Source organism: Streptomyces sp. WP-1 (assembly GCF_030450125.1).
Lineage (GTDB): Bacteria > Actinomycetota > Actinomycetes > Streptomycetales > Streptomycetaceae > Streptomyces > Streptomyces incarnatus.
Map to the genome: position 1 here is coordinate 2,870,924 of NZ_CP123923.1, position 16,201 is coordinate 2,887,124.

A 16,201-nucleotide genomic window follows, 5' to 3' on the forward strand; every position below is an offset into this window, starting at 1 on the left:
GCGAGCATGTCAATCCGACGGCGATTGCCGGCCTTTGGCAGGCGCCGTGAAGGGGTCGTGCAGACTGGCCGGATGCGCACTGATCTCGTTTCGGAACCCGGCGACGCGACCCGACCCAACGAGGACTTCGCCGATGTCGGACTACCCGCCTCCGGACAGGGCGGTTGCGTGATCTTGCTGGACGGGGTGACACCGCCCGCCGGGGAGACCGGCTGTCTGCATTCCGTCCCCTGGTTCACCACCCGGCTCGGCGGGGCGCTGACCGAACTGACCGTTTCCGGCCTGGATCTGACGCCGGCCGACCTCCTTTCGCGGGCGATCGAGCGCACCGCGCGGGCGCACGCGGACACCTGTGACCTTTCTCACCCGCGCACTCCGCAGGCAACCGTGGTGGTCGTGCGCTGGTCCGCCGAGGCGGTCGAGTACCTGGTCCTGTCCGACTCGGCGCTGCTGCTGCGCTCGCCCGACGGGGAGGTCACCGCGGTCCTGGACGACCGGCTGGCCCGGCTGCCCCGCTCGGCGCTGGCCACCGACGCCCTGGTGGACGCGCACCTGCGCAACAAGGAGGGCGGCTTCTTCACGGCCGCCGCGGACCCGTCCGTCGCCGCCCGCGCGGTGACCGGCACCGTGCCGCGCGCCGAGGTCGCCGCGCTGGCCGCCCTGACCGACGGCGCGACCCGCTGGACGGAGACGTTCCGCCAGGGCGACTGGACGGGGCTGTTCGACGTCCTCGCCAAGGAGGGCGCCCGCTCGCTCGTCGACCGGGTACGGGAGCTGGAGTCGGCGGACGCGAGGGAGCGGGCGTTCCTGGGGCGGAGCAAGACGCACGACGACGCGACGGTGGTGTACGTCGAGCTGTAGCGCCCCTTCCAGCCGCGGGTCACTTCTCCATGACGCCGTTCAGCTGGTGCAGCAGCCGGGCCAGCTCGGCCACCTCGCGGCGGTCCCAGTGGGCGAGCTGGCTGACGTACCGGGCGCGGCGGGCCTCGCGGACCCGGCCGACCCGGCGGTGGCCCTCCTCGGTGAGGGTGACGAGCCAGGCGCGGCCGTCGGCGGGGTCGGGCTCGCGGGTGATCAGGCCCAGCTCCTCCAGGGCGCGCAGCTGGCGGGACATGGTGGCCTTGCCGACGCCGAAGTAGCCGGCGAGTTCGGTGGCCCGCCGGCCGCCCTGCTCGTTCAGCCGGATCAGCAGCCCGTAGGCGGAGGTCTCCAGGTCGGGGTGGACCTCCCGGGCCATCTCGCCCTGGTTGGCGCGGGCGCGTCGCAGCAGTACGGTCAACTCGCGTTCGAGTGCCAGGAATTCCTGGTCTGCACCACTGGGCGTCACCTGCTCGGCGACGCGTGCTTCTGCGCCGTTTCCGTCCTCGTGCACGTCACACCCCTGATCGGTTTCGCGGTCCTGAAAGTTTCTGCCGAACGCCGTCATAGCCGCAGCTCCGTAAGTATTTCGCAGGCGTAGACCAACGGCGGCGGCCGGACCCCCTTCCCACGCCGCTGTCTACGTGCGTAGCTTTTTCGTCAGGCATTCAATGACATGGCCACGACAGTGCGCCACTTCCGCGGTCACTGCCATGTTCCCCCCACTTTCACCCCACCCTCCCCACCCTCCCCACCCTCCCCGGAGGCACGTCATGCCCGCGCCCAGACCCCGCTCGCTCCGCCCGCGCCCCCTCGCCGTCCTGGTCACGGCCCTGCTCGCGGCGGCGGCCTGCGCACTCCCCCTCACCACCGCCCAGGCGGCGGCCACGCCCACCCGCGGCACCGCCTACATGGGGGAGACCGTCGCCGCCCACGACGGCAGCCACTCCACGCCCACCAGCGGGGACGCCGCCCAGACCGAGGGTGTGGACGTCTCCAACTACCAGGGCAGCGTGGCCTGGTCGACCCTGTACGGCAGCGGTGTCCGCTGGGCCTACACGAAGGCGACGGAGGGCACGTACTACACGAACCCCTCCTTCGCCCAGCAGTACAACGGCTCGTACAACGTGGGCATGATCCGCGGCTCGTACCACTTCGCCACCCCGGACACCACCGGCGGCGCCACCCAGGCGAGCTACTTCGTCGCGCACGGCGGCGGCTGGTCCAAGGACGGCAAGACCCTGCCGGGCGTGCTCGACATCGAGTGGAACCCCTACGGTGCCGACTGCTACGGCAAGACGGCGAGCCAGATGGTCAGCTGGATCGCGGACTTCCTGACCACGTACAGGTCCCTCACCGGCCGTGACGCCGTGCTCTACACCGCCACCAGCTGGTGGACCGAGTGCACCGGCGGCTACGCCGGCTTCGCGGGCAGCAACCCGCTGTGGATCGCCCGCTACGACACCACCCCGGGGACGCTCCCGGCCGGCTGGTCGTACTACACGATGTGGCAGTACACCTCCTCCGGCGCGACCGTCGGCGACCACGACAAGTTCAACGGCGCGCTCGACCGCGTCCAGGCGCTCGCCAACGGCTGACGGCCGGGGCGGCGGCCACCGGGACGCCCCCGGCCGGCGCCCGCCGCGCCCGGCTCGGCGAGCCGGGCGCGCGCACGGCGAGGACCCGGGCCTCCCTCGCGGGAACCCGGGCCCTGCCTTTCCCCACGGCGTCCGTCACGCCGCCAGGGGGACCTCCGGCGCCGCCCCGTCGGCCGCGGGCACGAGCGCCAGTTCCAGGACCTGGCGGACGTCGGTCACGGTGTGGACGTCGAGCTTGTCCAGCACCTCGGCCGGGACGTCGTCCAGGTCGGCCTCGTTGCGCTTGGGGATGATCACCGTGGTCACCCCGGCGCGCTGTGCGGCGAGCAGCTTCTGCTTCACCCCGCCGATCGGCAGCACCCGGCCGGTCAGCGAGACCTCACCGGTCATCGCCACGTCCGTGCGCACCTGGCGGCCGGAGAGCAGCGAGGCCAGCGCGGTGGTCAGGGTGACACCCGCGCTCGGGCCGTCCTTGGGGACCGCGCCCGCCGGGAAGTGGATGTGCACACCCCGGTCCTTCAGATCGGTCACCGGCAGCTCCAGTTCGGCGCCGTGGCTGCGCAGGAAGCTCAGCGCGATGCGCGCCGACTCCTTCATCACGTCGCCCAGCTGACCGGTGAGGGTCAGGCCCGCCGCGCCGGTCTCCGGGTCGGCGAGGGACGCCTCGACGAAGAGCACGTCGCCGCCCGCGCCGGTGACCGCGAGCCCGGTCGCCACCCCGGGCACGGCCGTACGGCGCTCGGCCGGGTCCTGCGCCGACTCGGGCACATGGTGCGGCCGCCCGATCAGGGCGCGCAGGTCGCCGTCCGTGACCGTGCACGGCAGCTCCCGCTCGCCCAGTTCGGCCTGGGCCGCGACCTTGCGCAGCAGCCGCGCGATCGAGCGCTCCAGATTGCGCACGCCCGCCTCGCGCGTGTACTCGCCCGCGAGCCTGCGCAGCGCGCTCTCCGCCAGCGTGACCTCGCCGGTGTCGAGCCCGGCCCGCTCCAGCTGGCGCGGCAGCAGGTGGTCCCGGGCGATGACGACCTTCTCGTCCTCGGTGTAGCCGTCCAGGCGGACGATCTCCATGCGGTCGGCGAGCGCCTCCGGGATCGCCTCCAGGACGTTGGCGGTGGCCAGGAAGACGACGTCGGAGAGGTCGAGTTCGACCTCCAGGTAGTGGTCGCGGAAGGTGTGGTTCTGCGCCGGGTCGAGCACCTCCAGGAGGGCGGCGGCCGGGTCGCCCCGGAAGTCCGAGCCCACCTTGTCGATCTCGTCCAGGAGCACCACCGGGTTCATGGACCCGGCCTCCTTGATCGCGCGCACGATCCGGCCGGGCAGCGCGCCGACGTACGTACGGCGGTGACCGCGGATCTCGGCCTCGTCGCGGACGCCGCCGAGGGCGACGCGGACGAACTTGCGGCCCATGGCGTGGGCGACAGATTCACCCAGACTGGTCTTTCCGACTCCCGGCGGCCCCACGAGCGCGAGCACCGCGCCCCCGCGCCGCCCGCCGATCACGCCGAGGCCGCGGTCGCCGCGCCGCTTGCGCACCGCCAGGTACTCGGTGATGCGCTCCTTGACGTCCTCCAGGCCCGCGTGTTCCGCGTCGAGGACGGCCTTGGCGCCCCGGATGTCGTACGCCTCCTCGGTGCGCTCGTTCCACGGCAGTTCGAGGACGGTGTCCAGCCAGGTGCGGATCCAGCTGCCCTCGGGCGACTGGTCGGAGGACCGCTCCAGCTTGTCGACCTCCTTGAGCGCGGCCTCGCGGACCGTCTCCGGCAGGTCGGCGGCCTCCACCCGGGAGCGGTAGTCGTCGGACTCCTCGCCCTCCTGGTCGCCGTTCAGCTCGCGCAGCTCCTTGCGGACGGCCTCCAGCTGACGGCGCAGCAGGAACTCGCGCTGCTGCTTGTCGACGCCCTCCTGGACGTCCTTGGCGATGGTCTCGGCCACGTCCTGCTCGGCGAGGTGGTCGCGCAGCTGCTGCGTGGCGAGCTTGAGGCGGGCCACCGGGTCGGCGGTCTCCAGGAGTTCGACCTTCTGCTCGGTGGTGAGGAAGGGCGAGTAGCCGGAGTTGTCGGCGAGCGCGGAGACGCCGTCGATGGCCTGGACGCGGTCCACGACCTGCCAGGCGCCGCGCTTGCGCAGCCAGCTGGTGGCGAGTGCCTTGTACTCCTTGACGAGTTCGGCGACCTGGCCGGGCAGCGGCTCGGGCACGGACTCGTCCACCTCGGCGCCCTCGACCCACAGGGCGGCGCCCGGTCCGGTGGTGCCGGCGCCGATGCGCACGCGACTGCGGCCGCGGATCAGCGCGCCGGGGTCGCCGTCGGCCAGCCGGCCCACCTGCTCGACCGTGCCCAGCACACCGGTCCTGGCGTACGTGCCGTCGACGCGGGGCACCAGCAGCACCCTGGGCTTGCCGGGTTCCGAGCGCGCGGCGGCCTGTGCGGCCTCCACCGCGGCGCGGACCTCGGCGTCGCTCAGGTCCAGCGGGACCACCATGCCGGGCAGCACGACCTCGTCGTCGAGCGGCAGCACGGGCAGGACGAGCGTGAACGCCGGTGACTCAGCAGCCATGATCTCCCCTTCGGCAGTCAACTTGAGTTATGCCGACTCAATGTCTGTCGCGGGGGGAATGTTCCCGACGAGGCGTTCGCTGTCAGCGATCACCTTGTCGGTGCAGGTGGGCGGGGGTTTCGACGGCCGCCCAGCGGCGCACGACGGGCCAGGTCGAGACGCCGATCGTCAGCGCGATCAGATGGCCCCAGTTCGTCATGGGGTCCGTATAGGCGAGCAGGTCGGTCAGCAGGAGGTAGGCCGTACCGGCGATCAGGGGCCAGCGCAGCCAGGGGCGCAGCAGGCCGGCCAGGGCGCCGGTGCTCGCGGCGACGCCGAAGCTGATGCCGTAGTCCAGGCGGTGCAGTGAGGTCCCCGGGAGATCGCCGGCGAGGACCGCGAGGCCCACCGGGACCTCCGTCGCCAGGGTCGCCAGCACATGGCCCGCGAGGAAGACGCAGGCGGCCCGCGCACCCCCTATCCGGCGCTCCAGCGCGGTGAGCACCAGGACGAACGCCAGCGCGTACGGCGAGAGCAGCCCGCCCGCGATCCACAGCGCGCTGGCCAGCAGCACCACCGCGGGCGAGCGCACCAGATGGGCCACGTCCGTGCTGGAGCCCTGGTAGAGGGCGTACACCAGGGAGGGGGGCGCCTGGGCCGCGATCAGGGAGGTGACGGCCAGGAGGGCCGCGTAGCCGAAGGTGAACGGCGTCCCGGCGGGCGTCGGCAGCGGCAGCCGTGGGCGCGCCCGCGGCACCGCGAGGCGGCGGGCGGGCGGCGGCGCGGGCAGCACGGTCCGCTGGCGAGGCACACCGTCCAGCAGGTCCGCGCCCACGGTCTTCGGCGCGATCCGTTCCACGGTGGCGCTCCTTCCGTTCCCCCACACCCTCCGCGCTGGGGGAGGCCGCTGTCCACGTCCGGAGCCCCAGGAGAGCGATTTCACGGCAACCTCATAAGTTTCGGCCACGTCCGTCACCCACGCCCCCGGCCGGACATCCGTAATCGCCGTGAAAGCAAAGCCCTGTTCAAGCAGGATGGACCCATGGCTGCCCCAGAGGACTCCCCCGTGGTGCTGGACCGGCGCGAGGGGCCGTACGGCGAGGTGGTGCTGCGCAGACACGGCGCGCTGCTCCAGATCATCGCCAACGGCTGTTTCCTGATGGACACTTCGGACGGCCGCTCGGAGCGGCTGCTGATCGACGCGGCGTACGACGCCCTCGACGGGCGCCCGGAGCCGGCCGTGCTGATCGGCGGGCTCGGCGTCGGATTCTCACTCGCACACGCGTCCGACGATCCCCGCTGGGGACGGATCACGGTCGTGGAGCGGGAACCCGCCGTCGTCGACTGGCACCACGCGGGCCCCCTGTCCGGTCTGACCCGCGCCGCACGGGCCGATCCGCGCACCAGGATCGTCCGGGACGACCTCGTCCGTTACGTCCATGAGACATCGGACACGTTCGACGCCCTGTGCCTCGACATCGACAACGGCCCCGGCTGGACGGTCACCGAGGACAACGAGGGCCTGTACGCACCGGCCGGACTGGCCGCCTGCGCACGGGTGTTGAGACCGGGCGGGGTGCTCGCCGTCTGGTCGGCGCGGCCGTCCCCGGAATTTGAAGGAACCTTGTGGAATGCCGGGTTCCGACGGGTGCGTACCGAAGAGGTGCCCGTTGCCCGGGGAGTTCCGGACGCCGTGCACCTCGGCGTCCGCCCTGGATAGCGACGGCACCGCCGATCCCCGTAGGGTGCTGCCCTGACGCGGATCTTTCGCGTCGATCGCAGACATGGGATCACCCCACGGGTTCCGGAAAGCAACAAGCAGGGGCGGGCGATGGAGCAGACACACACCTCCCAGAGCGGCGCGGCGGCGACCACCACCACTCCGGGCGCCCAGCGCCGGGTACTGGTCGTCGAGGACGACACCACGATCGTCGACGCCATCGCGGCCCGGCTCCGCGCCGAGGGCTTCCTCGTACAGACCGCGTCCGACGGACCGGCCGCCGTGGACACGGCCGAGGCGTGGCAGCCCGACCTGCTGATCCTCGACATCATGCTGCCCGGCTTCGACGGCCTGGAGGTGTGCCGGCGCGTGCAGGCCCAGCGCCCGGTGCCGGTGCTGATGCTCACCGCGCGCGACGACGAGACGGACATGCTGGTCGGGCTCGGCGTCGGCGCCGACGACTACATGACCAAGCCGTTCTCCATGCGCGAGCTGGCCGCGCGGGTGCATGTGCTGCTGCGCCGGGTGGAGCGGGCCGCCATCGCCGCCTCCACGCCCCGCTCGGGCATCCTGCGCCTCGGCGAGCTGGAGATCGACCACGCGCAGCGCCGGGTGCGGGTGAAGTCGGAGGACGTCCATCTGACGCCCACCGAGTTCGACCTGCTGGTGTGCCTGGCCAACACCCCGCGCGCGGTGCTCTCCCGGGAGCAGCTGCTGGCCGAGGTCTGGGACTGGGCGGACGCCTCCGGCACCCGCACCGTCGACAGCCACATCAAGGCGCTGCGCCGCAAGATCGGCGCCGAGCGCATCCGCACCGTGCACGGTGTGGGCTACGCGCTGGAGACGCCGACCCCGTGAGCGTGAGCGGGCGCCAGGCCGCACGGAGGAGCACCGGGGCCCGCACGGAGGACCCCTGGGGCGGCGTACGCCCCTTCTCGATCAAGACCAAGCTGACCGCGCTGGTGGTCATCGCGGTGCTGATCACCACCGGTCTGTCGATCGTCGCGGTGCACACCAAGACGGAGCTGCGCTTCATCACGGTGTTCTCGATGATCGCCACGCTGCTGATCACCCAGTTCGTCGCGCACTCGCTCACCATGCCGCTGGACGAGATGAACACGGTCGCCCGGGCCATCTCGCAGGGCGACTACACCCGCCGGGTGCGCGAGGCCCGCCGGGACGAACTGGGCGACCTGGCGCAGACGATCAACGTCATGGCCGACGAGCTGGAGGCCCAGGACCGCCAGCGCAAGGAGCTGGTCGCGAACGTCTCCCATGAGCTGCGCACCCCGATCGCGGGCCTGCGCGCCGTGCTGGAGAACATCGTCGACGGGGTCACCGAGGCCGACCCGGAGACCATGCGGACGGCCCTGAAGCAGACCGAGCGGCTCGGCCGCCTGGTGGAGACCCTGCTGGACCTGTCCCGGCTCGACAACGGCGTCGTACCGCTGAAGCTGCGGCGCTTCGAGGTGTGGCCGTATCTGTCGGGCGTGCTGAAGGAGGCCAACATGGTCGCCTCGGCGCGCGCGGGCATGGCCACCGGCTCCGGCAGCCACACCCGTACCGACGTCCATCTGCACCTGGACGTCTCCCCGCCGGAGCTGACCGCGCACGCGGACCCCGAGCGCATCCACCAGGTCGTCGCCAACCTGATCGACAACGCGGTCAAGCACAGCCCGCCGCACGGCCGGGTGACCGTGAAGGCGCGGCGCGGGCCCCAGCCGCAGTCGCTGGAGCTGGAGGTCCTGGACGAGGGTCCGGGCATCCCGCGCTCGGAGTGGCACCGGGTCTTCGAGCGGTTCAACCGGGGCGCCGTGACCCGGCCGCACGGTCCGGGCAGCGACGGCGGCACGGGCCTCGGGCTCGCGATCGCCCGCTGGGCGGTGGATCTGCACGGCGGCCGGATCGGGGTGGCCGAATCAGAGCGCGGCTGCCGGATCATCGTCACCCTTCCGGGAGCGAACTCCGCTTCAAGTTGACGTAAAGTTCCAGCGAAGGCACAAGATCCACGGTCGTCCGCGCCGTCTTCGCGCAGCTGGACACGTGTGGAGCGACACAGGCCCGCGCCGCCCGCAGAAGCCGGGGGCGCAGGGCCGGGCCGGTGCACCCCGGCACGTCCGGAACCACGCTTGTTTCCCGCCATTTCAAGCCCTGAAACAAGATTTTCGGTGTGACTTACACGACGATGAACGGGCCCGACCTGACCTTCACCGTCTCCAAGGCGTAGCCTTTATTCCCGCTGTCCATCACCTTGTGAAGCGGAAGAGGGCGGTTGCCGCCGTGTCGCCACAGTCCCCCAGTAACTCGAGCATCTCCACCGACGACCAAGCCGGGAAGAACCCCGCGGCCGCCTTCGGTGCCAACGAGTGGCTCGTCGACGAGATCTATCAGCAGTACCTCCAGGACCCGAATTCGGTAGACCGTGCCTGGTGGGACTTCTTCGCCGATTACAAGCCGGGCGCGCCTGCCACGCCCGCGCCGGCGGGTACTGCGGCCGCGGGGGTCGCAGCGACCCCCACCCCGGCGCCCCAGGCCGCCGCTCCGGCGCCCGCGGCCCCGGCGGCCCCGAAGCCCGCCGCCGCCCCGGCGCCCGCTCCCGCGGCTCCTGCCGCGGCTCCCGCGGCGAAGACGGCCCCCTCCCCGGCCAAGCCGGCGCAACCCGCACAGGCGCCCGCTCAGCCGGCGGCGAAGGCCGCCCCCGCCGCCGAGGCCCCCGCGGGCCCCGAGCAGATCACCCTGCGCGGTCCGGCCGCCGCGGTCGCGAAGAACATGGACGCCTCGCTGGAGGTGCCGACCGCCACCTCGGTCCGCGCCGTCCCGGTGAAGCTGCTGTTCGACAACCGCATCGTCATCAACAACCACCTCAAGCGCGCCCGCGGCGGGAAGATCTCCTTCACGCACCTCATCGGGTACGCGATGGTGCAGGCCATCAAGGCCATGCCGGCGATGAACCACTCGTTCACCGTCAAGGACGGCAAGCCGACCCTGGTCAAGCCGGCCCACGTCAACCTCGGTCTCGCCATCGACCTGGTCAAGCCCAACGGCGACCGCCAGCTCGTCGTCGCGGCGATCAAGAAGGCCGAGACGCTGAACTTCTTCGAGTTCTGGCAGGCCTACGAGGACATCGTCCGCCGCGCCCGCGAGGGCAAGCTGACCATGGACGACTTCACCGGTGTCACGGTCTCCCTGACCAACCCCGGCGGCCTGGGCACCGTGCACTCCGTGCCGCGGCTGATGCCCGGCCAGGCCGTGATCATGGGCGTCGGCTCCATGGACTACCCGGCCGAGTTCCAGGGCACCAGCCAGGACACCCTGAACAAGCTCGGTGTCTCCAAGGTCATGACCCTGACGTCGACCTACGACCACCGGGTCATCCAGGGCGCCGCCTCCGGCGAGTTCCTGCGCCAGGTCGCCAACCTGCTGCTCGGCGAGAACAAGTTCTACGACGACATCTTCGAGGCGCTGCGCATCCCCTACGAGCCGGTCCGCTGGCTCAAGGACATCGACGCGTCCCACGACGACGACGTCACCAAGGCCGCGCGCGTCTTCGAGCTGATCCACTCCTACCGGGTCCGCGGCCACGTCATGGCCGACACCGACCCGCTGGAGTACCGCCAGCGCAAGCACCCCGACCTGGACATCGTCGAGCACGGCCTCACCCTGTGGGACCTGGAGCGCGAGTTCGCCGTCGGTGGTTTCGCCGGCAAGTCGATGATGAAGCTGCGCGACATCCTCGGTGTGCTCCGCGACTCGTACTGCCGCACCACCGGCATCGAGTTCATGCACATCCAGGACCCCAAGCAGCGCAAGTGGATCCAGGACCGGGTCGAGCGCGGCCACGCCAAGCCGGAGCGCGAGGAGCAGCTGCGCATCCTGCGCCGGCTCAACGCTGCCGAGGCGTTCGAGACGTTCCTGCAGACGAAGTACGTCGGCCAGAAGCGCTTCTCCCTGGAGGGCGGCGAGTCCGTCATCCCGCTGCTGGACGCGGTCATCGACTCCGCCGCCGAGTCCCGCCTGGACGAGGTCGTCATCGGCATGGCCCACCGCGGCCGCCTGAACGTGCTCGCCAACATCGTCGGCAAGTCGTACGCGCAGATCTTCCGCGAGTTCGAGGGCAACCTCGACCCGAAGTCGATGCACGGCTCCGGCGACGTGAAGTACCACCTGGGCGCCAACGGCACCTTCACCGGCCTGGACGGCGAGCAGATCAAGGTCTCGCTGGTCGCCAACCCCTCCCACCTGGAGGCGGTCGACCCGATCCTGGAGGGCGTCGCCCGCGCCAAGCAGGACATCATCAACAAGGGCGGCACGGACTTCACCGTCCTGCCGGTGGCGATCCACGGCGACGCGGCCTTCGCGGGCCAGGGCGTGGTGGCCGAGACCCTGAACATGTCGCAGCTGCGCGGCTACCGCACCGGCGGCACCGTGCACATCGTCATCAACAACCAGGTCGGCTTCACCGCGGCGCCCGAGTCCTCGCGTTCCTCCATGTACGCGACGGACGTGGCCCGCATGATCGAGGCCCCGATCTTCCACGTGAACGGCGACGACCCCGAGGCCGTCGTCCGGGTCGCGCGGCTGGCGTTCGAGTTCCGCCAGGCGTTCAACAAGGACGTGGTGATCGACCTCATCTGCTACCGCCGCCGCGGTCACAACGAGTCGGACAACCCGGCCTTCACCCAGCCCCTGATGTACGACCTGATCGACAAGAAGCGCTCGGTGCGCAAGCTGTACACCGAGTCCCTGATCGGTCGCGGCGACATCACCCTGGAAGAGGCCGAGCAGGCCCTCCAGGACTACCAGGGCCAGCTGGAGAAGGTCTTCACCGAGGTCCGCGAGGCCACCGCGCAGCCGGCCGCCGGCGCCGCCCAGGAGGCCCAGGACGGCTTCCCGGCCGCGGTCCCGACCGCCGTCTCCGCCGAGGTCGTCAAGCGGATCGCCGAGTCCCAGGTCAACATCCCCGAGCACATCACCGTGCACCCGCGGCTGCTGCCGCAGCTCCAGCGCCGTGCGGCGATGGTCGAGGACGGCACCATCGACTGGGGCATGGGCGAGACCCTGGCCATCGGCTCCCTGCTGCTCGACGGCACCCCGGTCCGCCTCGCGGGCCAGGACTCCCAGCGCGGCACCTTCGGCCAGCGCCACGCGGTGCTGATCGACCGGGAGACCGGCGAGGAGTACACCCCGCTCCAGTACCTCGCCGAGGACCAGGCGCGGCTGAACGTCTACAACTCGCTGCTGTCCGAGTACGCGGCCATGGGCTTCGAGTACGGCTACTCGCTCGCGCGTCCCGACGCGCTGGTGATGTGGGAGGCCCAGTTCGGCGACTTCGTCAACGGCGCCCAGACGGTCGTCGACGAGTTCATCTCCTCGGCCGAGCAGAAGTGGGGCCAGACCTCCGGCGTCGTCCTGCTGCTGCCGCACGGCTACGAGGGCCAGGGCCCGGACCACTCGTCCGCGCGCCCGGAGCGGTTCCTCCAGCTGTGCGCCCAGAACAACATGACGGTGGCCATGCCCACCTCGCCGTCGAACTACTTCCACCTGCTGCGGTGGCAGGTGCACAACCCGGCCCACAAGCCGCTGGTCGTCTTCACCCCGAAGTCGATGCTGCGCCTGAAGGCCGCCGCCTCCAAGGCGGAGGAGTTCACGACGGGCGGCTTCCAGCCGGTCATCGGCGACGCGACCGCCGAGGCGGCCGCGGTCCGCAAGGTCGTCTTCTGCTCCGGCAAGGTCTACTACGACCTGGAGGCCGAGCGTAAGAAGCGCGGCGCCACGGACACGGCGATCATCCGCATCGAGCGCCTGTACCCGCTCCCGGGTGCCGAGCTCCAGGCGGAGGTCAACAAGTACCCGAACGCCGAGAAGTACCTGTGGGTCCAGGAGGAGCCGGCGAACCAGGGTGCCTGGCCGTTCATCGCGCTCAACCTGATCGACCACCTCGACCTGGCGGTCGGCGCGGACATCCCGGCCGGCGAGCGGCTGCGGCGCATCTCGCGCCCGCACTCCTCGTCCCCGGCGGTGGGCTCCGCCAAGCGCCACCAGGCCGAGCAGGAGCAGCTGGTGCGTGAGGTGTTCGAGGCGTAGGCCTCCGGCACGACAACGCTGAAGGGCCCGGTTCCGCACGGAATCGGGCCCTTCAGCGTTCTTCCCCGCCTACTCGTCGTCGTCCTCGTCGTCGAGGCGGGCGAGCCAGGTGGCCAGGCGCTCCACCGGCACCTCGAAGTCGGGGTTGAGGTCCACGAAGGTGCGCAGCTGCTCGGCGAGCCACTCGAAGGTGACCTCCTCCTCGCCGCGCCGCTTCTCCAGCTCCTCGATGCCGCGGTCGGTGAAGTACATGGGGTTGCGTCTCCTGGTCTGCGAATGCGCCCGGGCCGATGGGACAGGCGCCGGCGTCGCCACCAGCCTAAGCAATGCGCGGGGCGCTGTTCCCGAAAGAGTGTCTTGACTTCGCGAGGCCACGATATATCGTGTTTCTCGAAGGACGCGATATGGCGCGTCACGATCGTGTACGGCCGAGGAGGTCCCGATGTCCGAGTGGTCCGTCACCGAGCCACGGAAGCTGACGTTCGACACCCCGGTGAGCACCCTCCAGGTGCGCATCGCGGGCGGCACGGTGAACGTGGTGGGGACCGAGGAGGGCCCCGCCCGCCTGGAGGTCTCGGACATCGAGGGCCCGCCGCTGCTGGTGACACACGAGAACGGCACCCTGACGGTGGGGTACGAGGACCTGACCTGGCAGGGCTTCACCAAGCTTCTCGACCGCAGGAGCTGGCGCCGCAGCGCGGTCGTCTCGCTGGCGGTCCCGGCGGACGCCAGGGTCGAGGTGGGCACGGTCGGCGCCGGCGCGGTGATCTCCGGCATCCGGGGCCCGGCGGTGGTCCGGGGCGTCACCGGCGACACCGCCCTGGTCGGCCTCTCCGGACCGGTCCACGCGAACACCGTCTCGGGGAACCTGGAGGCGCAGGCCGTCACCGGCGAGCTGCGCTTCGCCTCGGTGTCCGGGGACCTGACCGTGGTCGAGGGCTCGGGCCCCGCCGTGCGGGCCGACTCGGTCAGCGGCTCGATGATCGTGGACCTGGACCCGGAGGGCCCGACGGACGTCCATCTCACCAGCGTCTCGGGCGAGATCGCCATCCGGCTGCCGCACCCGGCGGACGCGGAGGTGGAGGCGAACACGGCGAGCGGCCGGATCTCCAACGCCTTCGAGGGACTGCGGGTGCGGGGCCAGTGGGGCGCCCACAAGATCACCGGCCGGCTGGGCGCGGGCACCGGACGGCTGCGGGCCACCACGGTCTCCGGCGCGATCGCCCTGCTCCGGCGCCCCGACCGGACGCCCGACGGCACGACCGACGGCGCCGCCGACCCGGCCGACGGCACGACCGGCGGCCCGACCGACAAGAAGGTGCTCTGACATGCCCCCCGTCTTCGCTCACGGACGCCTGCGCCTGTACCTGCTCAAGCTGCTGGACGAAGCGCCGCGCCATGGCTACGAGGTGATCCGCCTCCTGGAGGAGCGCTTCCAGGGGCTGTACGCGCCCTCGGCGGGCACCGTCTACCCCCGGCTGGCCAAGCTGGAGGCCGAGGGCCTGGTCACCCACACCACCGAGGGCGGCCGCAAGGTGTACGCCATCACGGACGCGGGCCGCGCCGAACTGGCCGGGCGCGGCGGCGAGTTGGCCGACCTGGAGCTGGAGATCCGCGAGTCGGTGGCGGAGCTGGCGGCCGAGATCAAGGCCGATGTGCGGGGCGCGGCCGGCGATCTGCGCCGTGAGATGCGCGCGGCCGCCTCCGAGGCCCGCGGGGGCGGCGAGGCCCCCGGGGACGCCGGGGGATCCGGGGAATCCGGGGACGACAAGGACGCCTGGCGCGCCGCCAAGGAGGAGATGCGCCGGGTCCGGCAGGAGTGGAAGGAGCAGGCCCGCCGCGCCAAGGACGAGAGCCGCCGGGCCCGCGAGGAGGCCCAGCGCGCCCGCCATCAGGCCCAGGAGGCCCAGGCCCGGGCCCGTGCCCAGGCGCAGGAGGAGATGCAGCGGGTCGCCCGCCGTGTCCAGGACCACTTCGCGCGCGGCAACTGGCCCGCGGGCGTCCGTGAGGGCCTGACCGAACTGGCCCGGGAACTGGGCGACCTGAGCAAGGACTGGACCACCCCCCGCCCGGCCCCCGCCCCGAGCCCGACCTACACCACGACGGACGTCCCCGCCGAGTACATCCCGTCCTGGACGCACGAACCCCCGACCGGCGATCCCGCCCGCGACCTCGACCGCCTGCTGGACCGCTTCCGGGACGACATCCGCGACCTGTCCCGCGACCACGGGGTGACCCCGGACCAGCTGCGGACGGCCCAGGAGCAGCTGTCGCGCGCGGCGGCGGAGATCACCTCGGTCCTGCGCCCGCAAAAGGGATAGCGGAAGCACTCCCGGAGGGACGGCGGAAGGCGGGCCCGGCACCCCGGACCCGCCCCCGCCCCACCGACGGGGTCAGGACGTCACCAGCGAGGTCAGGACGTCGTCAGTACGATCTTCCCGAACTGCCCGCCGGACTCCATCCGTTCGAAGCCCTCGCGGGCGCGGTCCATCGGGAGCACCTCGTCGATGACGGGCCGTACGCCGGTCGTGGCGCAGAAGGAGAGCAGGTCCTCCAGCTCGTCCTTGGTGCCCATGGTGGAGCCGACGACCTTCAGTTCGAGGAAGAAGATCCGGGTCAGCTCGGCGTGCGAGGGCCGGTCGCCGCTGGTGGCACCGGAGATGACGATCGTCCCGCCGGGGCGCAGCGACTTCACCGAGTGGGACCAGGTCGCGGCGCCCACGGTCTCGATGACCGCGTCCACCCGCTGCGGCAGCCGCGCCCCGCTCTCCACGGCCTCCACCGCGCCCAGTTCCAGGGCCCGCTTCCGCTTGGCCTCGTCGCGGCTGGTGGCGAACATCTTCAGCCCCGCCGCCTTGCCGAGCACGATCGCGGCCGTGGCGACCCCGCCGCCCGCGCCCTGCACCAGGACCGAGTCACCGGGCCGTACCCCGGCGTTGGTGAACAGCATCCGGTACGCCGTGAGCCACGCGGTGGGCAGACAGGCGGCCTCGGCGAAGGACAGCTCCTTCGGCTTGGGCAGCACGTTGAAGGTCGGTACGGCGACCTGCTCGGCGAAGGTGCCCTGGTAGCGCTCGGTCAGGATGGAGCGCGGCTCCTTCGGGCCGACGCCGTGGCCGGTCTGGCCGATGACGGAGTGCAGGACGACCTCGTTGCCGTCCGCGTCGACCCCGGCGGCGTCGCAGCCGAGGATCATCGGCAGCCGGTCCTCCGGGAGGCCGACGCCCCGCAGGGACCAGAGGTCATGGTGGTTGAGGGAGGCGGCGCGCACATCGATGGTGCTCCAGCCGGGGCGGCCCTCGGGGGCCGGACGCTCCCCCAACTCAAGGCCGGAGAGCGGCTGGTCGCGGTCGATTCGGGCGGCGTAGACGGCGAACATGCTGCCGACGATAGGTGCGCCGGACGG

General features: G+C 71.7%; 13 protein-coding genes. 8 read left to right on the plus strand and 5 right to left on the minus strand.

Annotation, left to right across the window (positions count from 1 at the left end; all coding sequences use genetic code 11):
- Nucleotides 1-72 precede the first annotated feature (72 nt).
- On the plus strand, nt 73-861 hold the full coding sequence (locus tag QHG49_RS12140; RefSeq protein WP_301489420.1) for a protein phosphatase 2C domain-containing protein: 789 nt from the start codon (nt 73-75) through the stop codon (nt 859-861).
- Between the two features lie 19 nt (nt 862-880).
- On the opposite strand, the gene QHG49_RS12145 is transcribed toward QHG49_RS12140, so the two are convergent.
- Entirely contained in the window at nt 881-1,372 is a 492-nt protein-coding gene (locus tag QHG49_RS12145; RefSeq protein ID WP_145487253.1) for a MarR family winged helix-turn-helix transcriptional regulator, read from the minus strand.
- 259 nt (nt 1,373-1,631) lie between these two features.
- On the opposite strand from QHG49_RS12145, the gene QHG49_RS12150 reads away from it, so the two are divergent.
- Entirely contained in the window at nt 1,632-2,456 is an 825-nt protein-coding gene (locus tag QHG49_RS12150; RefSeq protein ID WP_159704909.1) for a lysozyme, read from the plus strand.
- A 135-nt stretch (nt 2,457-2,591) separates the two neighbouring features.
- Here QHG49_RS12150 and lon read toward each other — a convergent pair whose 3' ends face one another.
- Nucleotides 2,592-5,012, minus strand: coding sequence for an endopeptidase La (gene lon / locus QHG49_RS12155; protein WP_159704906.1), 2,421 nt, complete (start codon nt 5,010-5,012; stop codon nt 2,592-2,594).
- 82 nt (nt 5,013-5,094) lie between these two features.
- On the minus strand, nt 5,095-5,850 hold the full coding sequence (locus QHG49_RS12160; RefSeq protein WP_301489422.1) for a rhomboid-like protein: 756 nt from the start codon (nt 5,848-5,850) through the stop codon (nt 5,095-5,097).
- A 183-nt stretch (nt 5,851-6,033) separates the two neighbouring features.
- Between QHG49_RS12160 and QHG49_RS12165 the strand changes: the two genes are divergently transcribed.
- The 4 genes from QHG49_RS12165 (at nt 6,034) to QHG49_RS12180 (ending at nt 12,795) form a co-directional block, all read left to right on the plus strand.
- Nucleotides 6,034-6,711, plus strand: a complete 678-nt coding sequence (locus tag QHG49_RS12165; protein ID WP_145487250.1) for a spermidine synthase — start codon at nt 6,034-6,036, stop codon at nt 6,709-6,711.
- Nucleotides 6,712-6,822: 111 nt separating this feature from the next.
- Complete coding sequence (locus tag QHG49_RS12170) at nt 6,823-7,569, plus strand: response regulator transcription factor (protein ID WP_159704900.1); 747 nt, start codon at nt 6,823-6,825, stop codon at nt 7,567-7,569.
- A gap of 2 nt (nt 7,570-7,571) precedes the next feature.
- The gene (locus QHG49_RS12175; RefSeq protein WP_236576455.1) at nt 7,572-8,690 is read left to right on the plus strand and encodes an ATP-binding protein; all 1,119 of its coding nucleotides are present in this window, start codon (nt 7,572-7,574) and stop codon (nt 8,688-8,690) included.
- 301 nt (nt 8,691-8,991) lie between these two features.
- Nucleotides 8,992-12,795 carry a multifunctional oxoglutarate decarboxylase/oxoglutarate dehydrogenase thiamine pyrophosphate-binding subunit/dihydrolipoyllysine-residue succinyltransferase subunit gene (locus QHG49_RS12180; RefSeq protein ID WP_145487247.1) on the plus strand — a complete coding sequence of 1,268 codons (3,804 nt, stop codon included), beginning with the start codon at nt 8,992-8,994 and terminating at the stop codon, nt 12,793-12,795.
- A 69-nt stretch (nt 12,796-12,864) separates the two neighbouring features.
- Here the strand turns inward: QHG49_RS12180 and QHG49_RS12185 are convergent, their stop codons facing one another.
- On the minus strand, nt 12,865-13,047 hold the full coding sequence (locus tag QHG49_RS12185; RefSeq protein ID WP_019075209.1) for a DUF6104 family protein: 183 nt from the start codon (nt 13,045-13,047) through the stop codon (nt 12,865-12,867).
- Nucleotides 13,048-13,237: 190 nt separating this feature from the next.
- On the opposite strand from QHG49_RS12185, the gene QHG49_RS12190 reads away from it, so the two are divergent.
- Together QHG49_RS12190 and QHG49_RS12195 are read left to right on the plus strand one after the other, a co-directional pair.
- Entirely contained in the window at nt 13,238-14,122 is an 885-nt protein-coding gene (locus QHG49_RS12190) for a DUF4097 family beta strand repeat-containing protein (protein WP_145487246.1), read from the plus strand.
- A gap of 1 nt (nt 14,123) precedes the next feature.
- Nucleotides 14,124-15,116 carry a PadR family transcriptional regulator gene (locus QHG49_RS12195; protein ID WP_301489439.1) on the plus strand — a complete coding sequence of 331 codons (993 nt, stop codon included), beginning with the start codon at nt 14,124-14,126 and terminating at the stop codon, nt 15,114-15,116.
- Nucleotides 15,117-15,208: 92 nt separating this feature from the next.
- Here QHG49_RS12195 and QHG49_RS12200 read toward each other — a convergent pair whose 3' ends face one another.
- Nucleotides 15,209-16,174 (minus strand): zinc-binding dehydrogenase, encoded by a 966-nt coding sequence (locus QHG49_RS12200; protein ID WP_159704891.1) that lies wholly within the window; start codon nt 16,172-16,174, stop codon nt 15,209-15,211.
- Nucleotides 16,175-16,201: the final 27 nt, after the last annotated feature.

What these genes read in the sequence shown, in the direction of transcription:
- QHG49_RS12140 (WP_301489420.1), top strand. Translation starts at nt 73, where the DNA reads ATGCGCACTGATCTCGTTTCGGAACCCGGCGACGCGACCCGACCCAAC.
- QHG49_RS12150 (WP_159704909.1), top strand. Translation starts at nt 1,632, where the DNA reads ATGCCCGCGCCCAGACCCCGCTCGCTCCGCCCGCGCCCCCTCGCCGTC.
- lon (WP_159704906.1), bottom strand. Translation starts at nt 5,012, where the DNA reads ATGGCTGCTGAGTCACCGGCGTTCACGCTCGTCCTGCCCGTGCTGCCG.
- QHG49_RS12165 (WP_145487250.1), top strand. Translation starts at nt 6,034, where the DNA reads ATGGCTGCCCCAGAGGACTCCCCCGTGGTGCTGGACCGGCGCGAGGGG.
- QHG49_RS12170 (WP_159704900.1), top strand. Translation starts at nt 6,823, where the DNA reads ATGGAGCAGACACACACCTCCCAGAGCGGCGCGGCGGCGACCACCACC.
- QHG49_RS12185 (WP_019075209.1), bottom strand. Translation starts at nt 13,047, where the DNA reads ATGTACTTCACCGACCGCGGCATCGAGGAGCTGGAGAAGCGGCGCGGC.
- QHG49_RS12190 (WP_145487246.1), top strand. Translation starts at nt 13,238, where the DNA reads ATGTCCGAGTGGTCCGTCACCGAGCCACGGAAGCTGACGTTCGACACC.
- QHG49_RS12195 (WP_301489439.1), top strand. Translation starts at nt 14,124, where the DNA reads ATGCCCCCCGTCTTCGCTCACGGACGCCTGCGCCTGTACCTGCTCAAG.
- QHG49_RS12200 (WP_159704891.1), bottom strand. Translation starts at nt 16,174, where the DNA reads ATGTTCGCCGTCTACGCCGCCCGAATCGACCGCGACCAGCCGCTCTCC.